The sequence below is a fragment of the Azospirillum picis genome, assembly GCF_017876115.1.
Taxonomy (GTDB): Bacteria; Pseudomonadota; Alphaproteobacteria; order Azospirillales; family Azospirillaceae; genus Azospirillum; species Azospirillum picis.
In genome coordinates this window covers 229,395-249,878 of the sequence record NZ_JAGINO010000001.1, presented here as the reverse complement: position 1 = coordinate 249,878, position 20,484 = coordinate 229,395, and the positions used below count along the sequence as shown (strand labels likewise).

Annotated in this window: 20 protein-coding genes; 1 reads left to right on the top strand and 19 read right to left on the bottom strand. The window is 70.6% G+C overall.

Translation table 11 applies throughout. The features are described from left to right. Positions 1 to 14: 14 nt before the first annotated feature. The 13 genes from paaK to J2850_RS01075 all read right to left on the bottom strand — a co-directional run bounded on the left by paaK (position 15) and on the right by J2850_RS01075 (position 14,153). The gene (gene paaK, locus J2850_RS01135; RefSeq protein ID WP_246512681.1) at positions 15 to 1,343 is read right to left on the bottom strand and encodes a phenylacetate--CoA ligase PaaK; all 1,329 of its coding nucleotides are present in this window, start codon (positions 1,341 to 1,343) and stop codon (positions 15 to 17) included. A gap of 73 nt (positions 1,344 to 1,416) precedes the next feature. After that, positions 1,417 to 2,625, bottom strand: a complete 1,209-nt coding sequence (gene pcaF / locus J2850_RS01130) for a 3-oxoadipyl-CoA thiolase (protein WP_209977890.1) — start codon at positions 2,623 to 2,625, stop codon at positions 1,417 to 1,419. Between the two features lie 65 nt (positions 2,626 to 2,690). Further along, positions 2,691 to 3,140 carry a hydroxyphenylacetyl-CoA thioesterase PaaI gene (gene paaI / locus J2850_RS01125; RefSeq protein WP_209977888.1) on the bottom strand — a complete coding sequence of 150 codons (450 nt, stop codon included), beginning with the start codon at positions 3,138 to 3,140 and terminating at the stop codon, positions 2,691 to 2,693. After that, positions 3,137 to 4,693 (bottom strand): 3-hydroxyacyl-CoA dehydrogenase PaaH, encoded by a 1,557-nt coding sequence (gene paaH / locus J2850_RS01120; protein ID WP_209977885.1) that lies wholly within the window; start codon positions 4,691 to 4,693, stop codon positions 3,137 to 3,139. Before paaH ends, paaI begins: the two co-directional genes overlap by 4 nt. Next, on the bottom strand, positions 4,693 to 5,487 hold the full coding sequence (gene paaG, locus J2850_RS01115; protein WP_209978404.1) for a 2-(1,2-epoxy-1,2-dihydrophenyl)acetyl-CoA isomerase PaaG: 795 nt from the start codon (positions 5,485 to 5,487) through the stop codon (positions 4,693 to 4,695). Before paaG ends, paaH begins: the two co-directional genes overlap by 1 nt. An 11-nt stretch (positions 5,488 to 5,498) precedes the next feature. Next, positions 5,499 to 7,190, bottom strand: coding sequence for a phenylacetic acid degradation protein PaaN (paaN, locus tag J2850_RS01110; RefSeq protein ID WP_209977884.1), 1,692 nt, complete (start codon positions 7,188 to 7,190; stop codon positions 5,499 to 5,501). 28 nt (positions 7,191 to 7,218) lie between these two features. After that, positions 7,219 to 8,298: a 1,2-phenylacetyl-CoA epoxidase subunit PaaE gene (paaE, locus tag J2850_RS01105; protein WP_209977882.1), complete on the bottom strand. Its 1,080-nt coding sequence runs from the start codon at positions 8,296 to 8,298 to the stop codon at positions 7,219 to 7,221. A gap of 161 nt (positions 8,299 to 8,459) precedes the next feature. Beyond that, positions 8,460 to 8,981 carry a 1,2-phenylacetyl-CoA epoxidase subunit PaaD gene (gene paaD, locus J2850_RS01100; protein ID WP_209977880.1) on the bottom strand — a complete coding sequence of 174 codons (522 nt, stop codon included), beginning with the start codon at positions 8,979 to 8,981 and terminating at the stop codon, positions 8,460 to 8,462. A gap of 7 nt (positions 8,982 to 8,988) precedes the next feature. After that, positions 8,989 to 9,756: a 1,2-phenylacetyl-CoA epoxidase subunit PaaC gene (gene paaC / locus J2850_RS01095; RefSeq protein ID WP_209977878.1), complete on the bottom strand. Its 768-nt coding sequence runs from the start codon at positions 9,754 to 9,756 to the stop codon at positions 8,989 to 8,991. Continuing rightward, complete coding sequence (gene paaB / locus J2850_RS01090; RefSeq protein ID WP_209977877.1) at positions 9,756 to 10,043, bottom strand: 1,2-phenylacetyl-CoA epoxidase subunit PaaB; 288 nt, start codon at positions 10,041 to 10,043, stop codon at positions 9,756 to 9,758. Before paaB ends, paaC begins: the two co-directional genes overlap by 1 nt. 23 nt (positions 10,044 to 10,066) lie before the next feature. Then, positions 10,067 to 11,080, bottom strand: a complete 1,014-nt coding sequence (gene paaA, locus J2850_RS01085) for a 1,2-phenylacetyl-CoA epoxidase subunit PaaA (RefSeq protein ID WP_209977875.1) — start codon at positions 11,078 to 11,080, stop codon at positions 10,067 to 10,069. A gap of 551 nt (positions 11,081 to 11,631) precedes the next feature. Continuing rightward, positions 11,632 to 13,287: a sensor histidine kinase gene (locus J2850_RS01080; RefSeq protein ID WP_209977873.1), complete on the bottom strand. Its 1,656-nt coding sequence runs from the start codon at positions 13,285 to 13,287 to the stop codon at positions 11,632 to 11,634. Between the two features lie 47 nt (positions 13,288 to 13,334). Then, positions 13,335 to 14,153 carry a Crp/Fnr family transcriptional regulator gene (locus J2850_RS01075; protein WP_209978402.1) on the bottom strand — a complete coding sequence of 273 codons (819 nt, stop codon included), beginning with the start codon at positions 14,151 to 14,153 and terminating at the stop codon, positions 13,335 to 13,337. Positions 14,154 to 14,412: 259 nt separating this feature from the next. Here J2850_RS01075 and J2850_RS01070 point away from each other — a divergent pair, with 259 nt between their 5' ends. Further along, on the top strand, positions 14,413 to 14,661 hold the full coding sequence (locus tag J2850_RS01070; RefSeq protein WP_209977871.1) for a hypothetical protein: 249 nt from the start codon (positions 14,413 to 14,415) through the stop codon (positions 14,659 to 14,661). A 60-nt stretch (positions 14,662 to 14,721) separates the two neighbouring features. Here J2850_RS01070 and J2850_RS01065 read toward each other — a convergent pair whose 3' ends face one another. From J2850_RS01065 to J2850_RS01040, 6 genes are all read right to left on the bottom strand, one after another. Then, positions 14,722 to 17,043, bottom strand: coding sequence for an ATP-binding protein (locus J2850_RS01065; RefSeq protein ID WP_209977869.1), 2,322 nt, complete (start codon positions 17,041 to 17,043; stop codon positions 14,722 to 14,724). A 10-nt stretch (positions 17,044 to 17,053) separates the two neighbouring features. Then, positions 17,054 to 18,268, bottom strand: a complete 1,215-nt coding sequence (locus J2850_RS01060; protein WP_211113725.1) for an ABC transporter substrate-binding protein — start codon at positions 18,266 to 18,268, stop codon at positions 17,054 to 17,056. 158 nt (positions 18,269 to 18,426) lie between these two features. Continuing rightward, positions 18,427 to 19,233 (bottom strand): alpha/beta fold hydrolase, encoded by an 807-nt coding sequence (locus tag J2850_RS01055; protein WP_307353698.1) that lies wholly within the window; start codon positions 19,231 to 19,233, stop codon positions 18,427 to 18,429. A 118-nt stretch (positions 19,234 to 19,351) separates the two neighbouring features. Next, the gene (locus J2850_RS01050; protein WP_209977865.1) at positions 19,352 to 19,777 is read right to left on the bottom strand and encodes an OsmC family protein; all 426 of its coding nucleotides are present in this window, start codon (positions 19,775 to 19,777) and stop codon (positions 19,352 to 19,354) included. Between the two features lie 187 nt (positions 19,778 to 19,964). Further along, positions 19,965 to 20,216, bottom strand: a complete 252-nt coding sequence (locus tag J2850_RS01045; protein ID WP_209977863.1) for a hypothetical protein — start codon at positions 20,214 to 20,216, stop codon at positions 19,965 to 19,967. A 92-nt stretch (positions 20,217 to 20,308) separates the two neighbouring features. Then, positions 20,309 to 20,476 (bottom strand): hypothetical protein, encoded by a 168-nt coding sequence (locus J2850_RS01040; RefSeq protein WP_209977861.1) that lies wholly within the window; start codon positions 20,474 to 20,476, stop codon positions 20,309 to 20,311. Positions 20,477 to 20,484: the final 8 nt, after the last annotated feature.

The following is a 20,484-nucleotide window of genomic DNA, read 5'->3' as shown; positions in this document are numbered from 1 at the left end:
GGGGGCTTGCCCTCTCACCCCTTCGGGCGCAGGTCCTGCACGCGCTTGGCCTTGCCGATGGACCGGGCGATCCCGCCCGCCTCGGCGACCTCGACGCGGGTGCTGATGCCGATCAGCGACTTGATCGAATGCTGCAGGTGCCTGGCGTGGCCGTCCCACTCCGACGGGTGGACGCCGTCGTGCATCTCGACGCGGACCGCGAGGTTGTCCATGTGGCCGTCGCGCGTCACCACCAGCTCGTAGTGCGGGGCGAGCGCCGGGATCCGGCAGATCAGCTCCTCGATCTGGGTCGGGAAGACATTGACGCCGCGGATGATGAGCATGTCGTCGGAGCGGCCGGTGATCTTGTCCATCCGCCGCATGCCGCGCGCGGTCGGCGGCAGCAGGCGGGTGAGGTCGCGCGTGCGGTAGCGGATGACCGGCATGCCCTGCTTGGTCAGCGTGGTGAAGACCAGCTCGCCGTAGGAGCCGTCGGGCAGCACCTCGCCGCTCTCCGGGTCGATGATCTCGGGATAGAAATGGTCCTCCCAGATCACCGGGCCATCCTTGGTCTCGACGCATTCCGACGCGACGCCCGGACCCATCACCTCCGACAGGCCGTAGATGTCGACGGCGTGGATGTCGAAGGTGCGCTCGATCTCCTCGCGCAGCGCGCCGGTCCAGGGTTCGGCGCCGAAGATGCCGACGCGCAGGCTGGTGCTGCGCGGGTCGATGCCCTGGCGCCGCATCTCGTCGGCGATGTTCAGCATGTAGGACGGCGTGACCATGATGATGGTCGGCTTGAAGTCCTGGATGAGCTGGACCTGCTTCTCGGTCTGGCCGCCCGACATCGGCACGACGGCGCAGCCCAGCCGCTCCGCCCCGTAATGGGCGCCGAGGCCGCCGGTGAACAGGCCGTAGCCGTAGGCGATGTGCACGATGTCGGACCGCGTGCCGCCGGCGGCACGGATGGAGCGTGCCACCACCTCCGACCAGACGTCGATGTCGCCCTTGGTGTAGCCGACCACCGTCGGCCGCCCGGTGGTGCCGCTGGAGGCATGGACGCGCACGATGTCCTCCATCGGCACGGCGAACATGCCGTAGGGATAGGCCCGGCGCAGGTCGTCCTTCACCGTGAAGGGGAACAGCGCCAGATCCTTCAGCTCCCGGAAGTCGTCGGGATGGACGCCCTTCGCCTCGCACTTGGCGCGGAAGGAGGCGACGTTGGCGTAGCTGTGGCGCAGCGTCCAGGCCAGGCGCTCCGTCTGCATGCCGACGATCTCGTCGCGGCTGGCGAACTCGTAGCGGTCCATCCCCGCCCTGCCGCCGCCCTGCGCGGTGTCTGTGCCCGTCATGATGGACATGGGTTCGCTCCTCCCCTCGCTGCGGATGCCCGGCGCTTGGTCGCCGGTGTTGCCGATGTTGTCTTTCGCTCGTTCAGACCCGTTCGACGACCATGGCGATGCCCTGGCCGACGCCGATGCACATGGTGCAGAGCGCGCGCTTCGCCTTGCGGTCCTCCAGTTCCATCACCGCGCTGGCGACCAGGCGGGTGCCGCTGGCGCCCAGCGGATGGCCGAGCGCGATGGCGCCGCCGTTGGGGTTCACCTGCTCGGCGTCGTCGGGCAGGCCCAGCAGGCGCAGCACGGCGAGGCCCTGCGCCGCGAAGGCCTCGTTCAGCTCGATCACGTCGATGTCGGCGATCGTCAGCCCGAGGCGGGCCAGCAGCTTCTGCGTCGCCGGGGCCGGGCCGATGCCCATCACCCGCGGCGCCACCCCGGCCACCGCGGTGCCGGCGACGCGGGCACGCGGCGTCAGGCCATAGCGCTTCACCGCGTCCTCCGAGGCCACGATCACCGCCGCGGCCCCGTCGTTGACGCCCGAGGCGTTGCCGGCGGTGACGCTGCCGCCCTCCTTGCGGAAGGGGGTGGAGAGCCTGGCCAGCGCCTCCAGCGTGGTGTCGGGGCGCAAATGCTCGTCCTGCGCGACGACGACCGGGTCGCCCTTGCGCCGGGCGATGCTGACCGGGACGATCTCGCGGGCCAGCCGTCCGGAGGCCTGGGCGCGGCCGGCACGCTGCTGGCTGCGCAGGGCGAAGGCGTCCTGGTCGGCGCGGGAGACGTTGTAGTCGGCGGCGACGTTCTCCGCCGTCTCCGGCATGCTGTCGATGCCGAACTTCGCCTTCATCACCGGGTTGACGAAGCGCCAGCCGATGGTGGTGTCGAACATCTCGGCCTGCCGGGAGAAGGCGCTGTCGGCCTTGCCCATGACGAAGGGCGCGCGGGTCATGCTCTCCACCCCGCCGGCGACGATCAGCTCCGCCTCGCCGGCCTTGATGGCGCGGGCGGCCATGCCGATGCTGTCCATGCCGGACCCGCAGAGTCGGTTGACCGTGGTGCCGGGAACGCCCTCCGGCAAGCCCGCCAGCAGCGCCGCCATGCGGGCGACGTTGCGGTTGTCCTCGCCGGCCTGGTTGGCGCAGCCGAGGATGACGTCGTCGACGGCCGACCATTCGACGCCCGGGTTGCGCTCCACCAGCGCCTTGAGCGGAACCGCGGCGAGGTCGTCGGCGCGCACCGGCGCCAGCCCGCCGCCGTAACGGCCGAAGGGGGTGCGGACGGCATCGCAGATGTAGGCTTCACGCATGGTTCGCTCCAGAAACAAACAGATGGGGATTGCGGGCACGGCCGCCAGGGGGCGGCCGGCCGGGGTCAATCCACCGGAATCACGGTTCCCGCTATGCGTGCCGACTGGCCGCGGAACAGGCCGACCACCGTGCCGTCCTGGCTGGTAACGGTGACGTCGTAGACGCCGGACCGGCCGCGCTTGTGCACCTCCCGGCATTCGGCGGTCAGCACGTCGCCCAGCTTCGCCGGGGCCGGGAAGGTGATGGAGCAGCCGGCCGCCACCGTCACCTCGTTGGCGGCGTTGCAGGCATAGGCGAAGGCGGTGTCGGCCAGCGTGAAGGTCATGCCGCCATGGCCGATGTCGTGGCCGTTCACCATGTCCTTGCGCACGGTCATCGACATGCGGGCAAAGCCGGGGGCGATCTCCAGCAGCTCGATGCCGTGCGCCCGGGCGCAATGGTCGCGCTCGTACATGCCGCGCCCGACCGCTTCGGCCAATTTTTGAAGATCGGCGGATTGGGGTTCGGTGGTCATAGGGTCGGCTCCTGACCCTCTCCCCGGGGGGGAGAGGGGATTTGGGCGATCTGGGTGGCGGAGATCTTCCGGCGCAGCAGCGCCGAGGCGCGGTAGCGGTCCTCGCCATAGGTGCGGGCCAGCGCGTCGAGCACGCCGACGACCCGCGGCAGCCCGATGCGCTCGGCCCAGGCGAGCGGGCCGAGCGGGTAGTTCACGCCCTTGGTCATCGCGGTGTCGACGTCGGCCGCACCGGCCACGCCCTGCATCACCGCGTCCGCCGCCTCGCTGGCCAGCATGGCGACGGTGCGCATCACCACCATCGCCGGGGCGTCGTCGATCACCGACACCGCCTTGCCCAGCGCCTGGAACAGCCCGGCCGCCGCGGCGACCGCTTCCGCCGGCGTGCCGTCGGCAGGGGCGAGCGCCACGCGGGCGGCCTTGGCGTAGTCAAGGGCCAAGTCGAACAGCACCAGCGGGGCGATGCCGTCCTCCGCCGCGCGCGCCGTCGCGGTCCGCCCGTCGGTCAGGGCCAGCGTGACGCCGTCGGCCACGAGCAGGCCCGTGCCCGGCTGTTCCTCGACGGCGACGCCGGCCTCGCGCAGCAGCCCGGCCAGCGCTGCGGCCGGGCCGAGGTCGCCTCGCACCGTCACCCGGTGCGGCCGCGGGCCGGGTTCGGCGGTGCGCGGCGCCGGCTTGGCAGCGCCGGCGGCATGGTCGTAGAAGCCGCGGCCGCTCTTGCGCCCCAGGCGCCCGGCCTCCACCAGCTCCTGCTGGATCAGCGAGGGTTGGAAGCGCGGATCGCCGAAATAGGCGGCATGGACCGAGCGGGTGACGGCGAAGTTCACGTCGTGGCCGATCAGGTCCATCAGCTCGAACGGACCCATGCGGAAGCCGCCGGCCTCGCGCATGACGGCGTCGATGGTGGCGGGGTCGGCCGCCTGCTCCTGCAGCAGGCGCAGCCCCTCGGCGTAGAAGGGGCGGGCGACGCGGTTGACGATGAAGCCGGGGGTGGAGCGGCAGCGCACCGGGCTCTTGCCCCAGGCCTTCGCGGTGTCGACCAGCGTGTCGAGCACGCCGGCGTCGCTGGCCAGCCCGCCGACGACCTCGACCAGCGCCATCAGCGGCGCCGGGTTGAAGAAATGCAGGCCGGCCAGCCGCTCCGGCCGGCCGATCCCGGCGCCGATGGCGGTCACCGACAGCGAGGAGGTGTTGGTGGCGAGGATGGTGCCGTCGCCGACGATGCCCTCCAGCTCGGCGAACAGGCGGCGCTTGACGTCGAGATCCTCGACGATCGCCTCGACCACCAGCCCGGCACCGGCGAGGTCGGGCAGGCCGCCCGCCGCCCGCAGCCGGCCGACCGCGGCGTCGCGCGCGGCGGCCGTCCGCTTGTCCTTCCCGACCAGCGAGGTCAGCGCCTGCGCGATCGCGGCGACCGCGGCCTCGGCGGCACCGGGGCGGGTGTCGTACAGCAGCACCGGGTGGCCGGCCTCGGCGGCGACCTGGGCGATGCCCTGGCCCATGGCCCCGGCGCCGACCACCGCCACCACGACGGACGGATCGAGCGCCGCCATCAGCGTCCCTCGAACTTGGGCGTGCGCTTCTCCATGAAGGCGGCCACGCCCTCGCGGTAGTCGCGGCTGCGCCCGGCTTCGCGCTGCAGGTCGCGTTCCAGGTCGAGCTGGGCGTCCAGCCCGTTGGTGCTGGAGGCGTTCAGCGCCTGCTTGGTCAGCGCCAGCCCGTGCGTCGGCTGTGTGGCGAGGTGGCGGGCGAGCCTGCCGGCCTCCTCCATCAGCCTGTCGTCGTCGACCACCTTCCAGATCATGCCCCAGGCTTCCGCCTGCTCGGCCGGCACCTTGTCGCCCAGCATGGCCAGCCCCATGGCGCGGGCATGGCCGACCAGCCGCGGCAGGGACCAGGTGCCGCCGCCGTCGGGAATCAGTCCCAGCTTGCAGAAGGCCTGGATGAAGCTGGCCGAGCGCGCCGCCAGCACGATGTCGCAGGCCAGCGCGATGTTGGCGCCGGCCCCGGCGGCGACGCCGTTGACCGCGCACACGACCGGCATCGGCAGGGTGCGCAGGGTGCGGACCAGCGGATTGTAGTTCGCCTCGATGGTGGCGCCGAGGTCCGGCCCTTCGCTGCCCGGCGCCATCTTCCGGTCGGACAGGTCCTGCCCGGCGCAGAAGCCCCGCCCCGCCCCGGTCAGCAGCAGGCAGCGCACGCTTGCGTCGCCGCGTGCCGTGGCGATGGCCTGGCGCAGCGCCTCGTGCATGGCGTCGTTGAAGCTGTTCAGCCGGTCCGGCCGGTTCAGCGTGATGGTGGCGACGCCGTCGGCGATCTCCAGCAGGATCGACTGTTCGGTGGTCATCGGGTCGGTGGTCATTGGGCGGCCTCCAGAACCGGAACGCGGCTCTGCACCACGCGGAAGCGGTTGGCGACGAAGGCGAGGTCGCACAGCGCGGCGTTGGCCGCCGGGTTGGCGCCGGTGCCGTGGAAGTCGCTGAAGGCCGCCGACTGGTTGACGAAGACGCCGCCGGTCAGGTTGACCGACAGGGCGACGCCGGCCTCGACGAACAGGTCGGTCGCCTGCTCGACGAGCTGCGGGTCGGTGCTGTAGAGCCCGGCGGTGAGCGCCCCCTTGGTCCGGGCGAGGCGCGCGGCGCGCTCCAGGCTGTCGGCGGTGCCGTCGGTCTTCACGATGATGGAGATCGGGCCGAACAGCTCATGGCCGTACTTGTCCTCGTCGGCCGCGTCCATGGTCAGGATCAGGGGCGTGCGGATGCGGGCGTCGGGGAACTTCGGATGGGCGATGGCGCGCGAGGGCAGCACGACGGTGCCGAGCTTGGCGGCCTCGTCGATGCGGGCCAGCGTGGCGTCGGACTGGATGGCGCCCAGCACCTCCACCGCGCGCTCCGGGTCGGACAGGAACTTGTCGACGCCGCCGGCCAGCGCCGCGACGACCTGATCGAAGCTCATTCGCTCCGGCCCGGCCTTGATGCCGTCCCTGGGCACGAAGAGGACCTGGGTCGTCGTGCACATCTGCCCCGAATAGAGGCTGAGCGTGAAGGCGAGGTTGCGCACCATGCCCTTGGGATCGTCGGTGCTGTCGATCACCACCGTGTTGACGCCGGCCTTCTCGGTGTAGACCTGGGCCTGGCGCGCGTTCTGCTCCAGCCAGTCGCCGAAGGCGGTGGAGCCGGTGTAGTCGATGACCGCCACCTCCGGCCGCAGCGCCAGCTCCTTGGCGACGGTGTCGCCGACGGCCAGCGTGACGAGATTGGGGTCGAGGCCGCACTCCGCCAGCACCTCGCGCGCGATCCTCACGGTGATGGCGAGCGGCAGGATGGCGGTCGGGCCGGGCTTCACGATCACCGCGTTGCCGGTGACCAGGCTGGCGAACAGGCCGGGATAGCCGTTCCAGGTCGGGAAGGTGGCGCAGCCGATGACCAGCCCGACGCCGCGGCCGACCACCTCGAAGCGCTTGTCCATCACCAGCGGCGGGTTCTTGCCCTGCGGCTTCTCCCAGCGGGCCGCCGGCATCTGGTCGGTCATCGCCTTCCAGCCATAGGTCACCGCCTCCAGGCCACGGTCCTGGGCATGCGGGGCGCCGGCCTGGAAGGCCATCATGAAGGCCTGCCCGGTGGTGTGCATCACCGCGTTGGCGATCTCGAAGGACCGCGCGTTCAGCCGCTTCAGGATCTCCAGGCAGACGCCGGCGCGGCCGTCCGGCCCGGCCTTGCGCCAGCCCGGCATCGCCGCCTTGGCAGCATTCACCAGCGCCTCGACGTCCGACACCGGGTAGGTGATGCCGAGGTCGAACCCGAAGGGGGAGCGCTCGCCGCCCACCCTGCCGGTCACGCCCGGCTGGTCCAGGTCGAAGGGCTTGTCGCGGCAGGCCGCGAAGGCCGCCTCGCCGTCGGCCGCCGCCGTCTCGCCATAGGCGCGCGGGCTCGGCATCTCGGGGAAGGCCGACCAGTAGGCACGGCTGCGGCAGGCTTCGACGGCCTTCCGCAGCGTCGCCTCGTGCGTCTCGAACAGGCCCTGGGGCGTGAGATGCGGGGTGGTGCTCATGGCGGGGCGTTTCCTTATTGTCGTTTCGTCAGGCGGCGTCGAAGTCGATGACGACCCGCTCGGTCAGCGGGCGGGACTGGCAGGTCAGGACATAGCCGGCCTCGACCTCCCACGGCTCCAGCGAGTAGTTCTCGGCCATCTCCACCTTGCCTTCGCGGATTTTGGCGCGGCAGGTGCAGCAGACGCCGGACTTGCAGGAATAGGGCAGGTCGGCGCCGTGGCGGTGGGCGGCGTCCAGGATGCTCTCGCCGTCATAGGCCAGCGTGAATTCCTTGCGCTTGCCGTCCTGCAAAATGGCGATGGTGGCGGCATCGGTGGGGGTGTCGGTCGCCACCTTCCTGACGGCCGGGCGCGCCGCCGTGGTGGTGCCGAACAGCTCGACATGGATGTTGGCGGGCGGCGTGCCGCAGGCGGCCAGCGCATCGCGCACCTCCTCCACCATCGGCTGCGGACCGCAGAGGAAGGCGGCGTCGATGTCTTCCGCCTTTAAGGGTCCGGCGCACAGCTCGCGCACTAGGCCGGCGCCGATCCGTCCACCCAGCAGCCCGGCCTCTTCCGGTTCGCGGCTCAGCACATGGTGGATGACCAGCCGGCCGATATAGCGGTTCTTCAGGTCCTCCAGCTCTTCCCGGAAGATGATGGAGGAGACGGTGCGGTTGCCGTAGACCAGGACGAAACGGCTCTTTGGCTCCTGCGCCAGCACGGTCTTCAGGATCGACATCACCGGGGTGATGCCGCTGCCGGCGGCGAAGGCGACATAGGTGCGGGATGCTGCCGGATCGACGGGGGTGTGGAAGCGCCCCATCGGCGTCATCACCTCCAGCACGGCGCCGGGTGCCAGCGACTGGTTGGCATGGGTCGAGAACAGGCCGCCCTCGACCCGCTTCACCGCAACGCGGAGCTCGCCCTCGTCCACCCCGGAACAGATGGAGTAGGAGCGCCGCACCTCCTCGTCCCCGACCCTGGTCTTGAGGGTGAGGTACTGGCCCTGGACGAAGCGGAAGCGGTCGGCGAGCTCGGCCGGCACGTCGAAGGCGATCGACACGGTGTCCGCGGTCTCCCGCCGGCACTCGCGGATGGTCAGCGGGTGGAAGCTGGGGGTGGTCATGGGGTGGTCCTCGGTCGGGCCGGTTGAAGTGTCGTGACGGGTGCCCCCTCCCTAACCCTCCCCCACCTTCGGTGGGAGAGGGGACTGCCGCCGGTGTGGCGCGTGCTCCCTCTCCCGCGGAGCGGGGGAGGGTTGGGGAGGGGGGATTGCGCTGCAACCGCTCAATGGCATTTGAACACGTCGAACGGCTCCAGGCAGGCGTTGCAGGCGTGCAGAGCCTTGCAGGCAGTGGAGCCGAAGCGGCTGATCTGGCGGGTGTCCTCCGATCCGCAGCGCGGGCAGGCGATCACCTCGTCGGGGGCGGTCAGCGCCCGCTTGCCGGACGCCGGCGGCGGGACGATGCCGACCTCGGCCAGCTTTTCGCGGCCGGTGTCGCTGATCCAGTCGGTCGTCCAGGGCGGGGCGATCACCACCGAGACGCGGGCGTCGAGGCGTGCGCGGGCCAGCGCGGTTTCCGCCTCCAGCACGATGACGTTGGTGGCGGGGCAGCCGGAGTAGGTCGGGGTCAGCGCCACCGACAGCCGGCCTTCCGCGTCCGCCGAGACGGCGCGGACGATGCCGAGATCGACGATGCTCAGCACCGGGATCTCCGGATCCATCACTCCGGCCAGCGCGTCCCAGGCGGCCTTCACCACCGCCTCGGCGCCCGGCTCCGGTCCCCAGCAGCCCGCTGCATCCGGCATCTTGCCCTCACCAGGTCGCGTCGGGATAGGCGCGCGGCAGGAACTGCATCTCGGCCAGCAGATAGCCCAGATGCTCGCTGTGCTCGCCGCGGCGGCCGCCCTTCTGCATCCAGCCGTCGGCCGGGCGCTCCAGCGTCGCCTCCTCCAGCACCGCCTCGACGCGGGCGGCCCAGGCGGCCTTCAGCTCGGCCGGGTCGGGAACGATGCCGGCGGCGACCAGCGCCTGCTCGGCCTCGTCGCGCTCGAACATCTCGCCGGTGTAGGGCCAGAGGCGGCCGAGCGCGTCGGCGACCTTGGCATGGCTGGCGTCGGTGCCGTCGCCCAGCCGCACCAGCCAGTCGCCGCTGTGGCGGACATGGTAGCGCACCTCCTTCACCGCCTTGGCGGCGATGCCGGCGAGCGTGGCGTCGGTGGAGGCGCACAGCCGCTCGTACAGCTCCAGTGCCCAGGCATCGTGGAGGAACTGGCGGACGATGGTGTGGCCGAAGTCGCGGTTCGGCTGCTCGGCCAGCAGGTGGTTGCGGTAGTCGAAGACGTCGCGGCGGTAGGCGAGGCGGTCCTCGTCGCGGCCCTTGCCTTCCAACTCGCCGGCATAGGTCAGCAGCATGCGGGCATGGCCGACGAGGTCGAGCGCGACGTTGGTCAGCGCGATGTCCTCTTCCAGCTCCGGCGCATGGCCGCACCATTCCGACAGCCGGTGTCCCAGCACCAGCGAGGTGTCGCCGAGGCGCAGCGTGAAGCCGAACAGCGCTTCTCTATGGAGATCCGTGCTCATCAGATGTTCTTCACGTCGGCGGGGATGTCGTAGAAGGTCGGGTGGCGGTAGACCTTGTCGTCGGCCGGCTCGAACAGGCTGGCCTTGTCCGACGGGTCCGACGCGGCGATCGCCGCGGCCGGCACCGCCCAGATGCTGACCCCTTCGCCGCGGCGGGTGTAGACGTCGCGGGCATTGTCCAGCGCCATGCGGGCGTCGGCGGCGTGCAGGCTGCCGACATGCTTGTGGGACAGTCCGTTCTTCGGCCGGATGAAGATCTCGAACAGCGGCCAGTCTTTGCGGTCCATCGTCTCTTCCCTCGATCTCGTCGTCAGCCGGCCTTCTTCAGGGCGCGCTGTTTGCGTTTTGCGGCGTGGGCGACGGCGGCCTCCCGCACCCAGGCGCCGTCGTCCCACGCCTTGCGGCGGGCCTCGATGCGCTCGCGGTTGCAGGGGCCGTTGCCCTTCAGGATCTCGTTGAACTCGGTCCAGTCGATGGCGCCGAACTCATAGTGCCCGGTGTCGGCGTTGAAGCGCAGGTCCGGGTCGGGAATGCTCAGCCCGAGGAACTCCGCCTGCGGAACCGTCGCGTCGACGAAGCGCTGGCGCAGCTCGTCGTTGGAGAAGCGCTTGATCTTCCACGCCATGTTCTGGCTGGAGTGGGCGGACTGCTCGTCGGACGGGCCGAACATCATCAGCGATGGCCACCACCAGCGGTTCAGCGCATCCTGCGCCATCCGCTTCTGCTCCGGCGTGCCTTGGGCCAGGGCCAGCATCAGTTCGTAGCCCTGACGCTGGTGGAAGCTTTCCTCCCGGCAGATGCGGACCATGGCGCGGGCATAAGGCCCGTAGGAGCAGCGGCAGAGCGGCACCTGATTCATGATCGCCGCGCCGTCGACCAGCCAGCCGATGGCGCCGATGTCGGCCCAGGTCGGGGTCGGGTAGTTGAAGATGCTGGAATATTTGGCCTTGCCCGACAGAAGCTGGCCGATCAGCTCGTCGCGCGACACGCCCAGCGTCTCGGCGGCGCTGTAGAGGTAGAGGCCGTGCCCGCCCTCGTCCTGCACCTTGGCCAGCAGCGCCACCTTGCGGCGCAGCGTCGGCGCGCGGGTGATCCAGTTGCCTTCCGGCAGCATGCCGACGATCTCGGAATGGGCATGCTGGGAGATCTGGCGCACCAGCGTGCGGCGGTAGCCGTCCGGCATCCAGTCACGCGGCTCGATCTTTTCCTCGGCATCGACGCGGTCCTGGAACCCTTGCTGGAGGCGGCCCTCCTCCTCCGTCACCAATCGGGGGGACGGCTGGTTGCCCTGCTCGGCCTTGGCGTCCAAACCCTGTGTGTACATCGGTGCCCCCGCGGATCGATTGCATGTCCAGCGAACAATGTCGAAGGAAAAATATGATACAGATCAACGACTGTAAAGCAGAAATGTGTGTCGCTTCGGCCGTTGCGAAGGCAGGCCGGCCGATCACGTTTTGAATCAGTGATTTAGATGGATATATCCGGATGGATCGTCCCGGAATAACGCGGGGCTATGACCGTGAGGTCCGCTGCGCCGATACAGAAGCAGGGCGACGCGCCGCTTATTGTGCAGCGCAGCGAAGCCGCCGGACGCAATGTCGCAAGCCGTAAAGTCGCGCCGTCAAGCCGATGGGGAAAAGCAGGAGCGTGGCGTTTGCCAAGTGCCCGCGCAAGCATCCGGCCGACGCCGGCCGTGTGACGCGGCGCGATGATCGAGGGACGGGGCGGCCCGGCGGGCACTGTTTGCCGGCGGCTTCGCGCGCCGTGCCCCGGCTGGAGTGTGATCGTCTCAAGCGCTATCGCTTGAAACGCGACTCACGCGGAAGATCAAAAGCCGAGAGTCCGTCCGGCGCTTCGAAAAGCACCGGACGGACCCTAGACCGTGGCCGGCATGCGGGCCTGCGCGGGCTGGGGACGGAAGCGGATGACGACGCGGGCGCCGGGGTCGGCCGCCTCCACCGTGAGCCCGGCATCGAGTTGCCGGGTCAGGCCGGTCAGCAGGCGCATGCCGAGGCTCCGGGGCCTGCCCGTCATCGCCCCCGCCGGAAGGCCGGGGCCGTGGTCGCGCACGGTCAGGGCGATCTGGCCGTCTTCGGCCCGCGCCAGCCCGATCTCGATCGTCCAGAGCGTCGGGTCGGCGGATGCCGGCCGCGCGTGCTTCATGGCGTTGGTCACCAGCTCGTTCACCATCAGGCCGAGTGGGACCGCCTGGTCGGTCGGCAGCTCGATCGGCTCGGCGATGACGCGGAGGCGCCAGGTTCCCTCGTCGGCGGGTGCGGACTGCTCGAGATCGGCCGAGAGCGCCGCCAGATAGGCCGACATCTCCACGCTCCGGACGTCGGTGCTCTGATAGAGCTGGTCGTGGACGCGGGCGATGGCGTGCAGCCGTGCCACCGTGTCGGTGAGCTGCTGGCGGGTGTCGGGCGACTGGACCACCTGCCGCTGCATCTGGACCAGCGAGGCCGCGAGCTGCAGGCTGTTCTTCAGGCGGTGGTTGACCTCGCGCAGCAGCAGATCCCTCTGGGCCAAGGCCTCGGTCAGCGCGCGCGTGCGGTCGGAAACGTTCTCCTCCAGCTCGGCGTTGGCGCGCCGCAGGCGCCCGGCAAGCGCGGCCAGGCTGTTGCGGTCGGCTGCTTCGGCCGCCGACCAGCGCAGAAGCAGAAGGGCGACGGTGCCAAGCAGCACCAGCACCAGCAGTTCGAGCGCCAGGACGGGAGCGGCGCCGGCAACCCAGCGCTCCAGCGCCGCCTGCCGGCTCGCCGTGACTTCCACCAGCAGCGGATAGTTTCCGACCGGGCGGCGCACGGCGATGCCGTCCGGTGTGGGGGCGGCCCGCGACAGGGTTGCGATCTCGGTTTCACCCGTTCGCTCCGGGCCGGGATCCGCATCGGCACGGCGGAGCCAGCGGACGCCGTTGATCTCGCCCATGCGCAGCCCGGGCATGCCGCGCATCAGGTCCGCGGCGATCTCCGCCGGGCGGACCGTGATGGTCGCGGCACCGGCGAAGGCGCCATCCCGGTTGGTCAGCCGCCGGCCCAGCACCAGCACCTTCATGCCGTCGGCCATCGAGGCCAGGGGGGTGCTGAAGACCATATGGCCGTCCGCCTGGGCGATCGCGCCGAAATAGGGGCGGTCGGCAACCGTCAGGCCGGCGGGGAAATCGCTTTCGGTGGTGGCGAGCGGCCGGCCGGCGGTGTCCCACAGGCCGATGCGCACGACCGTCGGCAGCAGGTCGCGCAGGCGTCGAAGCTCCGCCGCAACCTGCGTGCCGGCATCGCCGGCCGTCCAGTCGGTGTCCTCGCCAAGCCGCATGGCGCGGTCCAGCAGCAGCGACGCCGCCTGGATGGTCAGCGCGCCGCGGTCGGCCAGCGAGTCCGCCTGGGTCTCCAGGTCGAGGCGCAGCTCGTCCCGGCTCCAGCGGTAGGAGTCGTAGGAGGTCAGGCCCAGCGCCAGGGTGACCACGGCCGCGCTCAGGGCGGTTCCGAGCCCCAGCCGCCGGATCCGGCGGCGCAGCCCCGGGGAGCGCGGCAAGTCCGGATCCTCGCGTGACGGCGATCCGGGGTTCGGGCCGCGCGACCTCACGCCTTGGCCTGCTCGTCCCTGCCGCCGGAGCGCGGGGAACGATTGTCGGAGAAGGTGCGTTCGAGCCGCCGCGGCGCCCGGATCAGGTGCAGGTACAGCTCGTCGAACTGGCCGACCGACGCAAGCTGGCGCACGTCGTTGACGGTGATGCGCTGCCCGTTCAGTTCGATCAGGCCGCTGTCGCGCAGCCGCCGCAGGGTGCGGTTGATGTGGACGATGCTGAGGCCCAGCGCGTCGGCCAGGATCTCCTGCGTGACCGGCAGCACGAAATGCCCGTCGGCCGCCATGTTGACGACGCTGAGGCGGCGCAGGAGTTCGACGATCAGATGCGCCGTGCGCTCCAGCGCCGTGCGCCTGCCCAGGCTGAGAAGCCGTTCGGCGACCATCGCCTCCTCGCGCGCGCCGGACCAGGCGAGCGCGGCGGCGAGGCGCGGGAAGGAGCGGAACAGTTCGCCGATCCGTTCCGGCGGGAAGCTCGCCACCTCGACCTGGGTCAGGGTGGTGACGCTGTGGTCCGCCGACTCGAACAAGGTGCAGTACATCCCGATGATATCGCCGGGCAGAACAAAGTTCACCACCTGCCGGCGGCCGTCTGGCAATGCCTTGTGACGAATTGCCCAGCCGTCCCGTATGATGCGGACGTCGCGGTATCTTTCCCCCTGCTGGAGAAGGTCGCTTCTCGGCGGCTGCTTGACGATCGTCTTCTCCAGTTCGGAGAGGTACAGCTTTTCGTCGTCTGACAGGACAAGGTAGCTACTGAGTTTCAGCCACAATGGTGTCGTTTCGGGCTGGCGGCTCGCCGGAACGCGAGTCATGGTCGTCACTTTGCCTTCTTTGTCCTGATATTCGTCGTCCCAAGAACGGATGCGCCGCTGGAGCGGTTCCGGCCGGTTTCGAACGATTAGGGCTTTCGACAAAGGCGGCTACAACATAGGTTAATCGGCCAGAGATTTTTCCCCGATGGGCTGCGACACGGCCGACCCTCTGTTGTTGTTCCTATGCCGTTGGGGCAGTGCCTGCCGAAATTCCAGGCCCGGCACGGGACATTATCGGGACAATCACAAGGGGGACAAGATGGCCGGCGAGGAAGAGGCGGCGGGGATGGCTGCTCTTTCCATATGTGAGTCGCTGATGATCGCAATGGTGGAAAAAGGCCTGTTCACGGTGGAAGAGGTCAGGGGTGCATTGGAGGACGCCGCAGCGGCCCATCTCCGGCAGGAGAACAGGGACAGCGCACGGCGGCGTCAGGAACTGGCTGTCCGTCTCATAGAACGGCTGGCAGGCCAACTCGATGCCATAGGGCGGCCCACACGCGGAAGCTGATGCCGCAGCCGGGATGCGGCAATTGCCGAAAAGGGCATCCTGGACGAGGTATGGACCTGTTCAGAGACTGGCCAGGGCGGACCGGCGGCCGTGGGGTGTCTCCCGCGGTGCGCCGGCCTCGCTCAGCAGGTGCGCCACCTCCTTGGCGGCGATCGGCTTGTGCAGGATGCGGAAGCCACTGGCTTCCGCGTCGGCGATGCGTTGCGGCGCGGTGTCGCCGGTCAGCACGACGCTGAGCGGCGAGGCGGTTCCGCGCTCGCGCAGCACCGCCTCCACCGCGCGGATGGCCTCCAGCCCGGTGGCGCCGGCTTCCAGGCGGTAGTCGGCGATCACCAGGTCGGGTGGCTGCGGCTCTTCGTCCAGAAGCCGCAGCGCCGCGGCGCCGCTGTCGGCGGCGGCGACCCGCCAGCCGAAATCCTCGATCAGCAGCGTCAGGCCCTCGCGCACCAGCGGATCGTCGTCGATCACCAGCGCCACGCCCCGGCCGGGCTCCGGCGTGCGATCCCGGTTGTCGGCCGTTTCCGGCTTTGCGGTGGTCACCGCCGGATCCGGGATCTCCAGGGTGAAGCAGGATCCCTTGCCGGCCGTCGAGGCCACATGCACGCGGTAGCCGAGCAGCCGGGCCAGCCGGTCGACGATGGCCAGCCCCAGCCCCAGCCCCTTGCCGCGGTCACGGGTGGGGTTGGAGATCTGGTAGAACTCGTGGAAGATCCGCTCCAGATGCTCCGGCGGGATGCCGATCCCGGTGTCGTGGATCTGGATGCGCAGGCCCCGGGGGCTGCGGCGGCAGCCCAGCAGGATGCGGCCGTGGTCGGTGTAGCGCAGGGCGTTCTCGACCAGATTGCGGATGATCCGCTCCAGCAGGGCGGCGTCGGCGTTGAGCGTCACGTTGGTGGAGACGCTGCGGAAGGCGATCCCCTTCTCGGCGGCGCGAAGCCGGTACTCGCCGTCGAGCCGCGCGAAGATGGTGCCCAGCGACACCGCCTGGGCGTTGGGCGTGACCGTGCCGGCATCCAGCTTCGAGATGTCGAGGATGGCGTCGAGCAGGCGGCAGAGCGCGTCCATAGACGCCTCGATGCTGCCGACCAGCGACGCCGCCGGATGGTCGCCCAGCCGGACCCCCAGCGCCGAGGTCAACAGGACCAGCGACTGCACCGGCTGGCGCAGGTCGTGGCTGGCCGCCGCCAGGAAGTGCGTCTTGGCGGCGTTGGCCCGTTCCGCCACCATCAGCGCCATCACCGCTTCCTGGCGCGAGCGCTCGGCCTCGTTGCGCGCGCTTTCCGCCTCCGCCCGCGCCTGCTCGGCCCGCTCGGCCAGGGTGCGCTGGATGGTGATCTCCTCCGCGGCGCGCAGTTCGCGCTCGCGCTGGATCGCCGCGATGTGGTCGAGCATCGCGTTGAAGCCCCTGGCCAGGGACGACACCTCGTCGTCGCCGCGCACCTTCGCCCGCTGGCCGGTGAAGCCGTCGGTCGCGATGGCGCCGGCCAGCCGCTCCAGCTCGCGCAGCGAGCGCGTCATGTGGCTGCCGACGGCCCTGCTGCCGATGTAGATCGCCAGCAGGGCGGCGATGGCCACCAGCCCGTAGGCCGGCAGCATCCAGGACACGAAGGCCGCGGTCGGCGTGTCGGGCGCCACCAGCCGCAGGCGCAGCCCCAGTTCCGAGAGCCGGTCGGGCACCGTCAGCGGCACCGTCACCGTCATCGTGTCGTCCGGCGTCGGGTCCGGTGGGGCGCCGACATGGAGCAGTTCGGCCTCGGGATGCAGGACCAGGGCGTCGAGCGGCACCTTGTAGACCAGCGCACCCTCCGGCGAGGCGGTGCGCGAATAGATCAGCATCTCCGCCGCCAGCAGGTAGTCGCCCGTTCCCTGGCGGACGATCCGGGCGGCCGGCCGGCCGGCGGCGATGGCGGTGCGCAGCCAGGCCATGTCGGACGCCGTGATGGACACCGCGTCGCCGTGGCGGCCGTTGTCGGTGATCGGCATCCCTTCGAAATCGGTGAAGACCATCGCCACCGGGATGCTGGCGATGTGGTTGAAGCTGCGCAGGAAGGGGACGAGGTAGGTTTCCTTGCCGGAGGAGTCGACCAGCGCCGTCGCCAGCACGCTGTTGTCGGCCAGTTCGCGCACCGTGGTGACCAGCGTGTTCAGCAGCCCCTCGGTCTGGCGGGCGGCGAGGCTGGCGTTGGCCTCGACGTTCGCGTGGTGCTGGCGCATCAGGTGGCGGCTCGACACCAGATAGAGGCTGGCGCCGATCAGCATGGCGATCAGCACCCCCAGCATCAGCGAGACCATGGCGAAGCGGCGGGCCAGGCGTCCCGACGTCAGCAGGCCGGGTCCGGAGGTGGCGTTGGCGAGGGGGGGAAGGCGATCGGGGCCGGTCATGCGGGCATCCTCACTCCGCCGGGACCAGGACGCCGTCGGGGCGGAACCGGGCCATCAGCAGGTCGTCCGGCCCGAGCGCCTCATGGCGGTCCGGCGTGAACGGGCGCTCATAGTCCTTGATGACGCCGCGGTAGGGGCCGACCTGCTCCAGCGCGTCGCGCACCGCCGCCCGGTCGATGGTGCCGGCCCGCTCGATGGCGAGCGCCAGGATGCGGGTCAGGTCGTAGGCGTGGAGGAAGCCGACCGCCGACACGATGTCCTCCGGCCGGTGGATGCCGAACAGGCGCCCGGCGGTTTCCAGCACCGGGGCGAGCCGCTCGGGCGGGATGCGCATCGGGCTGACGGTCTGGATCACGCTGAAATCCACGGATTGCAGGGCCGGCCCGGCCTGGCCCACGAAGTCGCCGCCGGTGACGCCCCAGTGGCTGAGGATCGGCAGCCGGCGGTCCGCCGGCAGGGCCGCCACCTCGCGCACCAGCAGGGCCGCCTCGTCGTCGTTGGCGACCAGCACGATGGCCTCGGCGCCGGCGGCGGCCAGCGCCTCGTACCGGTCGATCAGCGACTTGTCGCGCCAGTTGTACCAGGCGGTCGCAACCAGCTCCGGAGGCCGGCGGTCGGCGAGATAGCCGTTGGCCGCCTCCAGGTTGGACCGCCCCCATGCGGTGTTCGTCAGCAGCAGGCCCACCCGGTTCAGGCCACGCCCGGCGGCGTGGCGCAGCAGGAACGGCATCGCCAGGCTGTCGCGCAGCGACAGGCGGAAGATGTAGTTGGGCCGCATGCCGTTGTCGATGATCGGGTCGGCCGACGACCAGGGCGCCAGGAACAGGGTGCGGGTCTGCTCCAGGATCGGCAGTTCCTCGATCACCACCGGGCTGAAGCGTCCGCCGAACACCGCCACCAGGTCGGGGATGGTGGCGAGTTCGCGGATGTTCTTGATGCCGCGGGCCGAGATCGACCGGTGGTCGCGGGTGATCAGGGCCAGCGGCCGCCCGCCCAGCACGCCGCCGTCGCGGTTGATCTCGTCGATGGCGGTCAGGATGCCGCGCTGGATGGCGACGGCGGAGGTGCTGTTGTCGAGCCCGAACTCGCCGTCGAGCGCCAGGACCACCGGTTCGCCGGCCGGCCCTCCCGCGGGTTGCCCCGACGGGGCCGCAGCCGCCCCGCCCGCCAGCGGAAGCAGGAAAAGCAGGAGCAGCAGCAGAATGCGGCAGGGTGCGGCAGGCATCGTCCGTCGTTCGAAAGGGGGCGGCCGGGGCACGCTAACGGGGCACTATGGGTGGCTGGAAGCGGCGGGGTCAATCTGTCATTCGGCCGAAGGGTTCCCGCCCGCTTTGCCGCCGCGGGTGCCGCTCTGGTTGCCGCCCTGGTTGCCGCCCTGGTTGCCTATGCCCGCCCGATCGCCTCGGCCATCGCGGCGAGCACGCGTTCCGGCTGGTCGCGGTGCGGGGTATGGCCGCACTCCTCAAGAACCAGCAGCGTCACCGGGCCGCCCGACTGTGCCGCGATCGCCTCGTACTGGGCCCCGGTGGCGTACTCGTCGGCCACGCCTTGTATGACCAGCAGCGGCACGCGGAGCGACGGAAGCCTGTGTTCGATGTTCCAGGCGCGGAAGCGGGGGGCCAGCCAGGTCTCGGCCCAGCCGCGGAAGGCGATCTCGGTGTTCGCACCGTGCAGGCGTTCCAGCGCGCGGCGGAGCGCACCGTCGCGCCAGGCCTCGCAGGCGGCTTCGATGCCGGCGATCGTGACGTCCTCGACGAAGACGTGCGGCGCCTCGGCGATGGCGAGGCGGATGCGTGGGGCGAGCCGTCCTGCCGCCGCCAGCAGGGCGATGGTCGCCCCGTCGCTGTGCCCGACCAGCACCAGGTCGCCGGCCACCCCCAGCCGGTCCAGCAGCGCCGGCAGCATGCCGTCGGCCTCCTCGACATGATAGTCCAGCGGGCGCGGCAGGCTGCAGGGCGTCGAACGCCCGTAGCCCTGGCGGGAGTAGACGAGGGCGCCGCAGCCGGTCGCGGCCGCCAGCCGGTCGGGGAAATCCTTCCAGATGGCGATGCAGCCGAGCCCTTCATGCAGGAACACCAGCGTCGGCGCGCCGGGGCGCCGTGCCGGGATCCACCGGTATTCCAAACGGGCCGCGCCCAACTCCACCAGTCCGTCCACCTCCGTGGGTCCGGCATCCGGAATACCGCTCACTGTCACCCTCCGCTCCTTCGCCCTCCGGCGACCGCGGCGGCGGGGTGAGCCGCCCCGGCCCGGGGCGGCGCACCTTATCATCTGTGAAACCCGCGGCGAAACCCGTCGGGAGGCGGCGTCACAGCAGCTTGGCGGTCAGGCTGATCTCCGTGCCGGCCAGGGCCTTCGACACCGGGCAGTTGGCCTTGGCGCCCTTCGCCTGTTCCTGGAAGGCGGCATCGTCGATGCCGGGGATCTCCGCCTCGCAGTCAAGTTCGATCCGGCTGATGGCGAAGCCGGCGCCGGCCTTCTCTAGATGCACCTTGGCCGTGGTGTGGACGCGGGTCGGCGGATGGCCGGCCTGCGACAGCGCGGCCGACAGCGCCATGGAGAAGCAGCCGGCATGCGCGGCGGCGATCAGCTCCTCCGGATTGGTGCCCTGGCCGTTCTCGAAGCGCGACGGGAAGGAATAGGCGCCCTCGAAGGCGCCGCTGCCCAGCCGCATGGTGCCGCTGCCCGACTTCAGGTCGCCACGCCACTCGGCATCGGATTGTCTCATCGCCATGTCCGGTTTCTCCCCTTCTTCGTGATGCTGCGGTCAAGGATGGGGGCCGCGGGGCGAGCCGCCCACGGCCGCAGCATCACCTAGTCGGCAGTCCCCGGATCGCCAGCCCCTTAATCCGCTTGCGGTACCCTGATGGTTGGGGGGCGGGCGGGGAAAGCCGCTCCCCCGGCCGGCGAAGCGGGCCGCTTCAGCCCTCCTGCACCGTTTCGACCTCCGGCAGGTCGGAGAGCCGTCGGGCGAGCCGTTCCGTGCAGCGGACTTCGAGGATGCCGAAGCCGGCATTGGGGGCGATGGCATGGAGGTCGCCGGCCATGCCGTTCTCGCCGGCGAAGCGGCGGACCCGGTCGACCATGGCGTCGCGTTCCGGCCGCCCGGGCCGCAGGCCGGGCAGGGGGCGGGTGAAATGGACTTTGTAGCGCTTGAAGATCGAAGGTGCCATGCGGGAAGACGTCCTTTGCGGTGCCGTCCCCCGGATCTCGCACAGGCGGGGCCGGCGATGCCAGCCCCTATCGGCAAGGCCGTTTCCTGCGGCTATTTCTTCGGCTCGACGTTCTCCGCGCCGGCGCGGGTGCCGCCGAAGCGGTCGGCGCCGCCGGCGTCGGGCGCGTCCGGCTTCTTGTGGTTGCCGGTGTTCTGCTCGCCGTCGGTGTGGCGGATGCTCTGTTCGGTGTGCGGCTGCTTGTTCTGCTCTCCGGCCATCGCGGGAC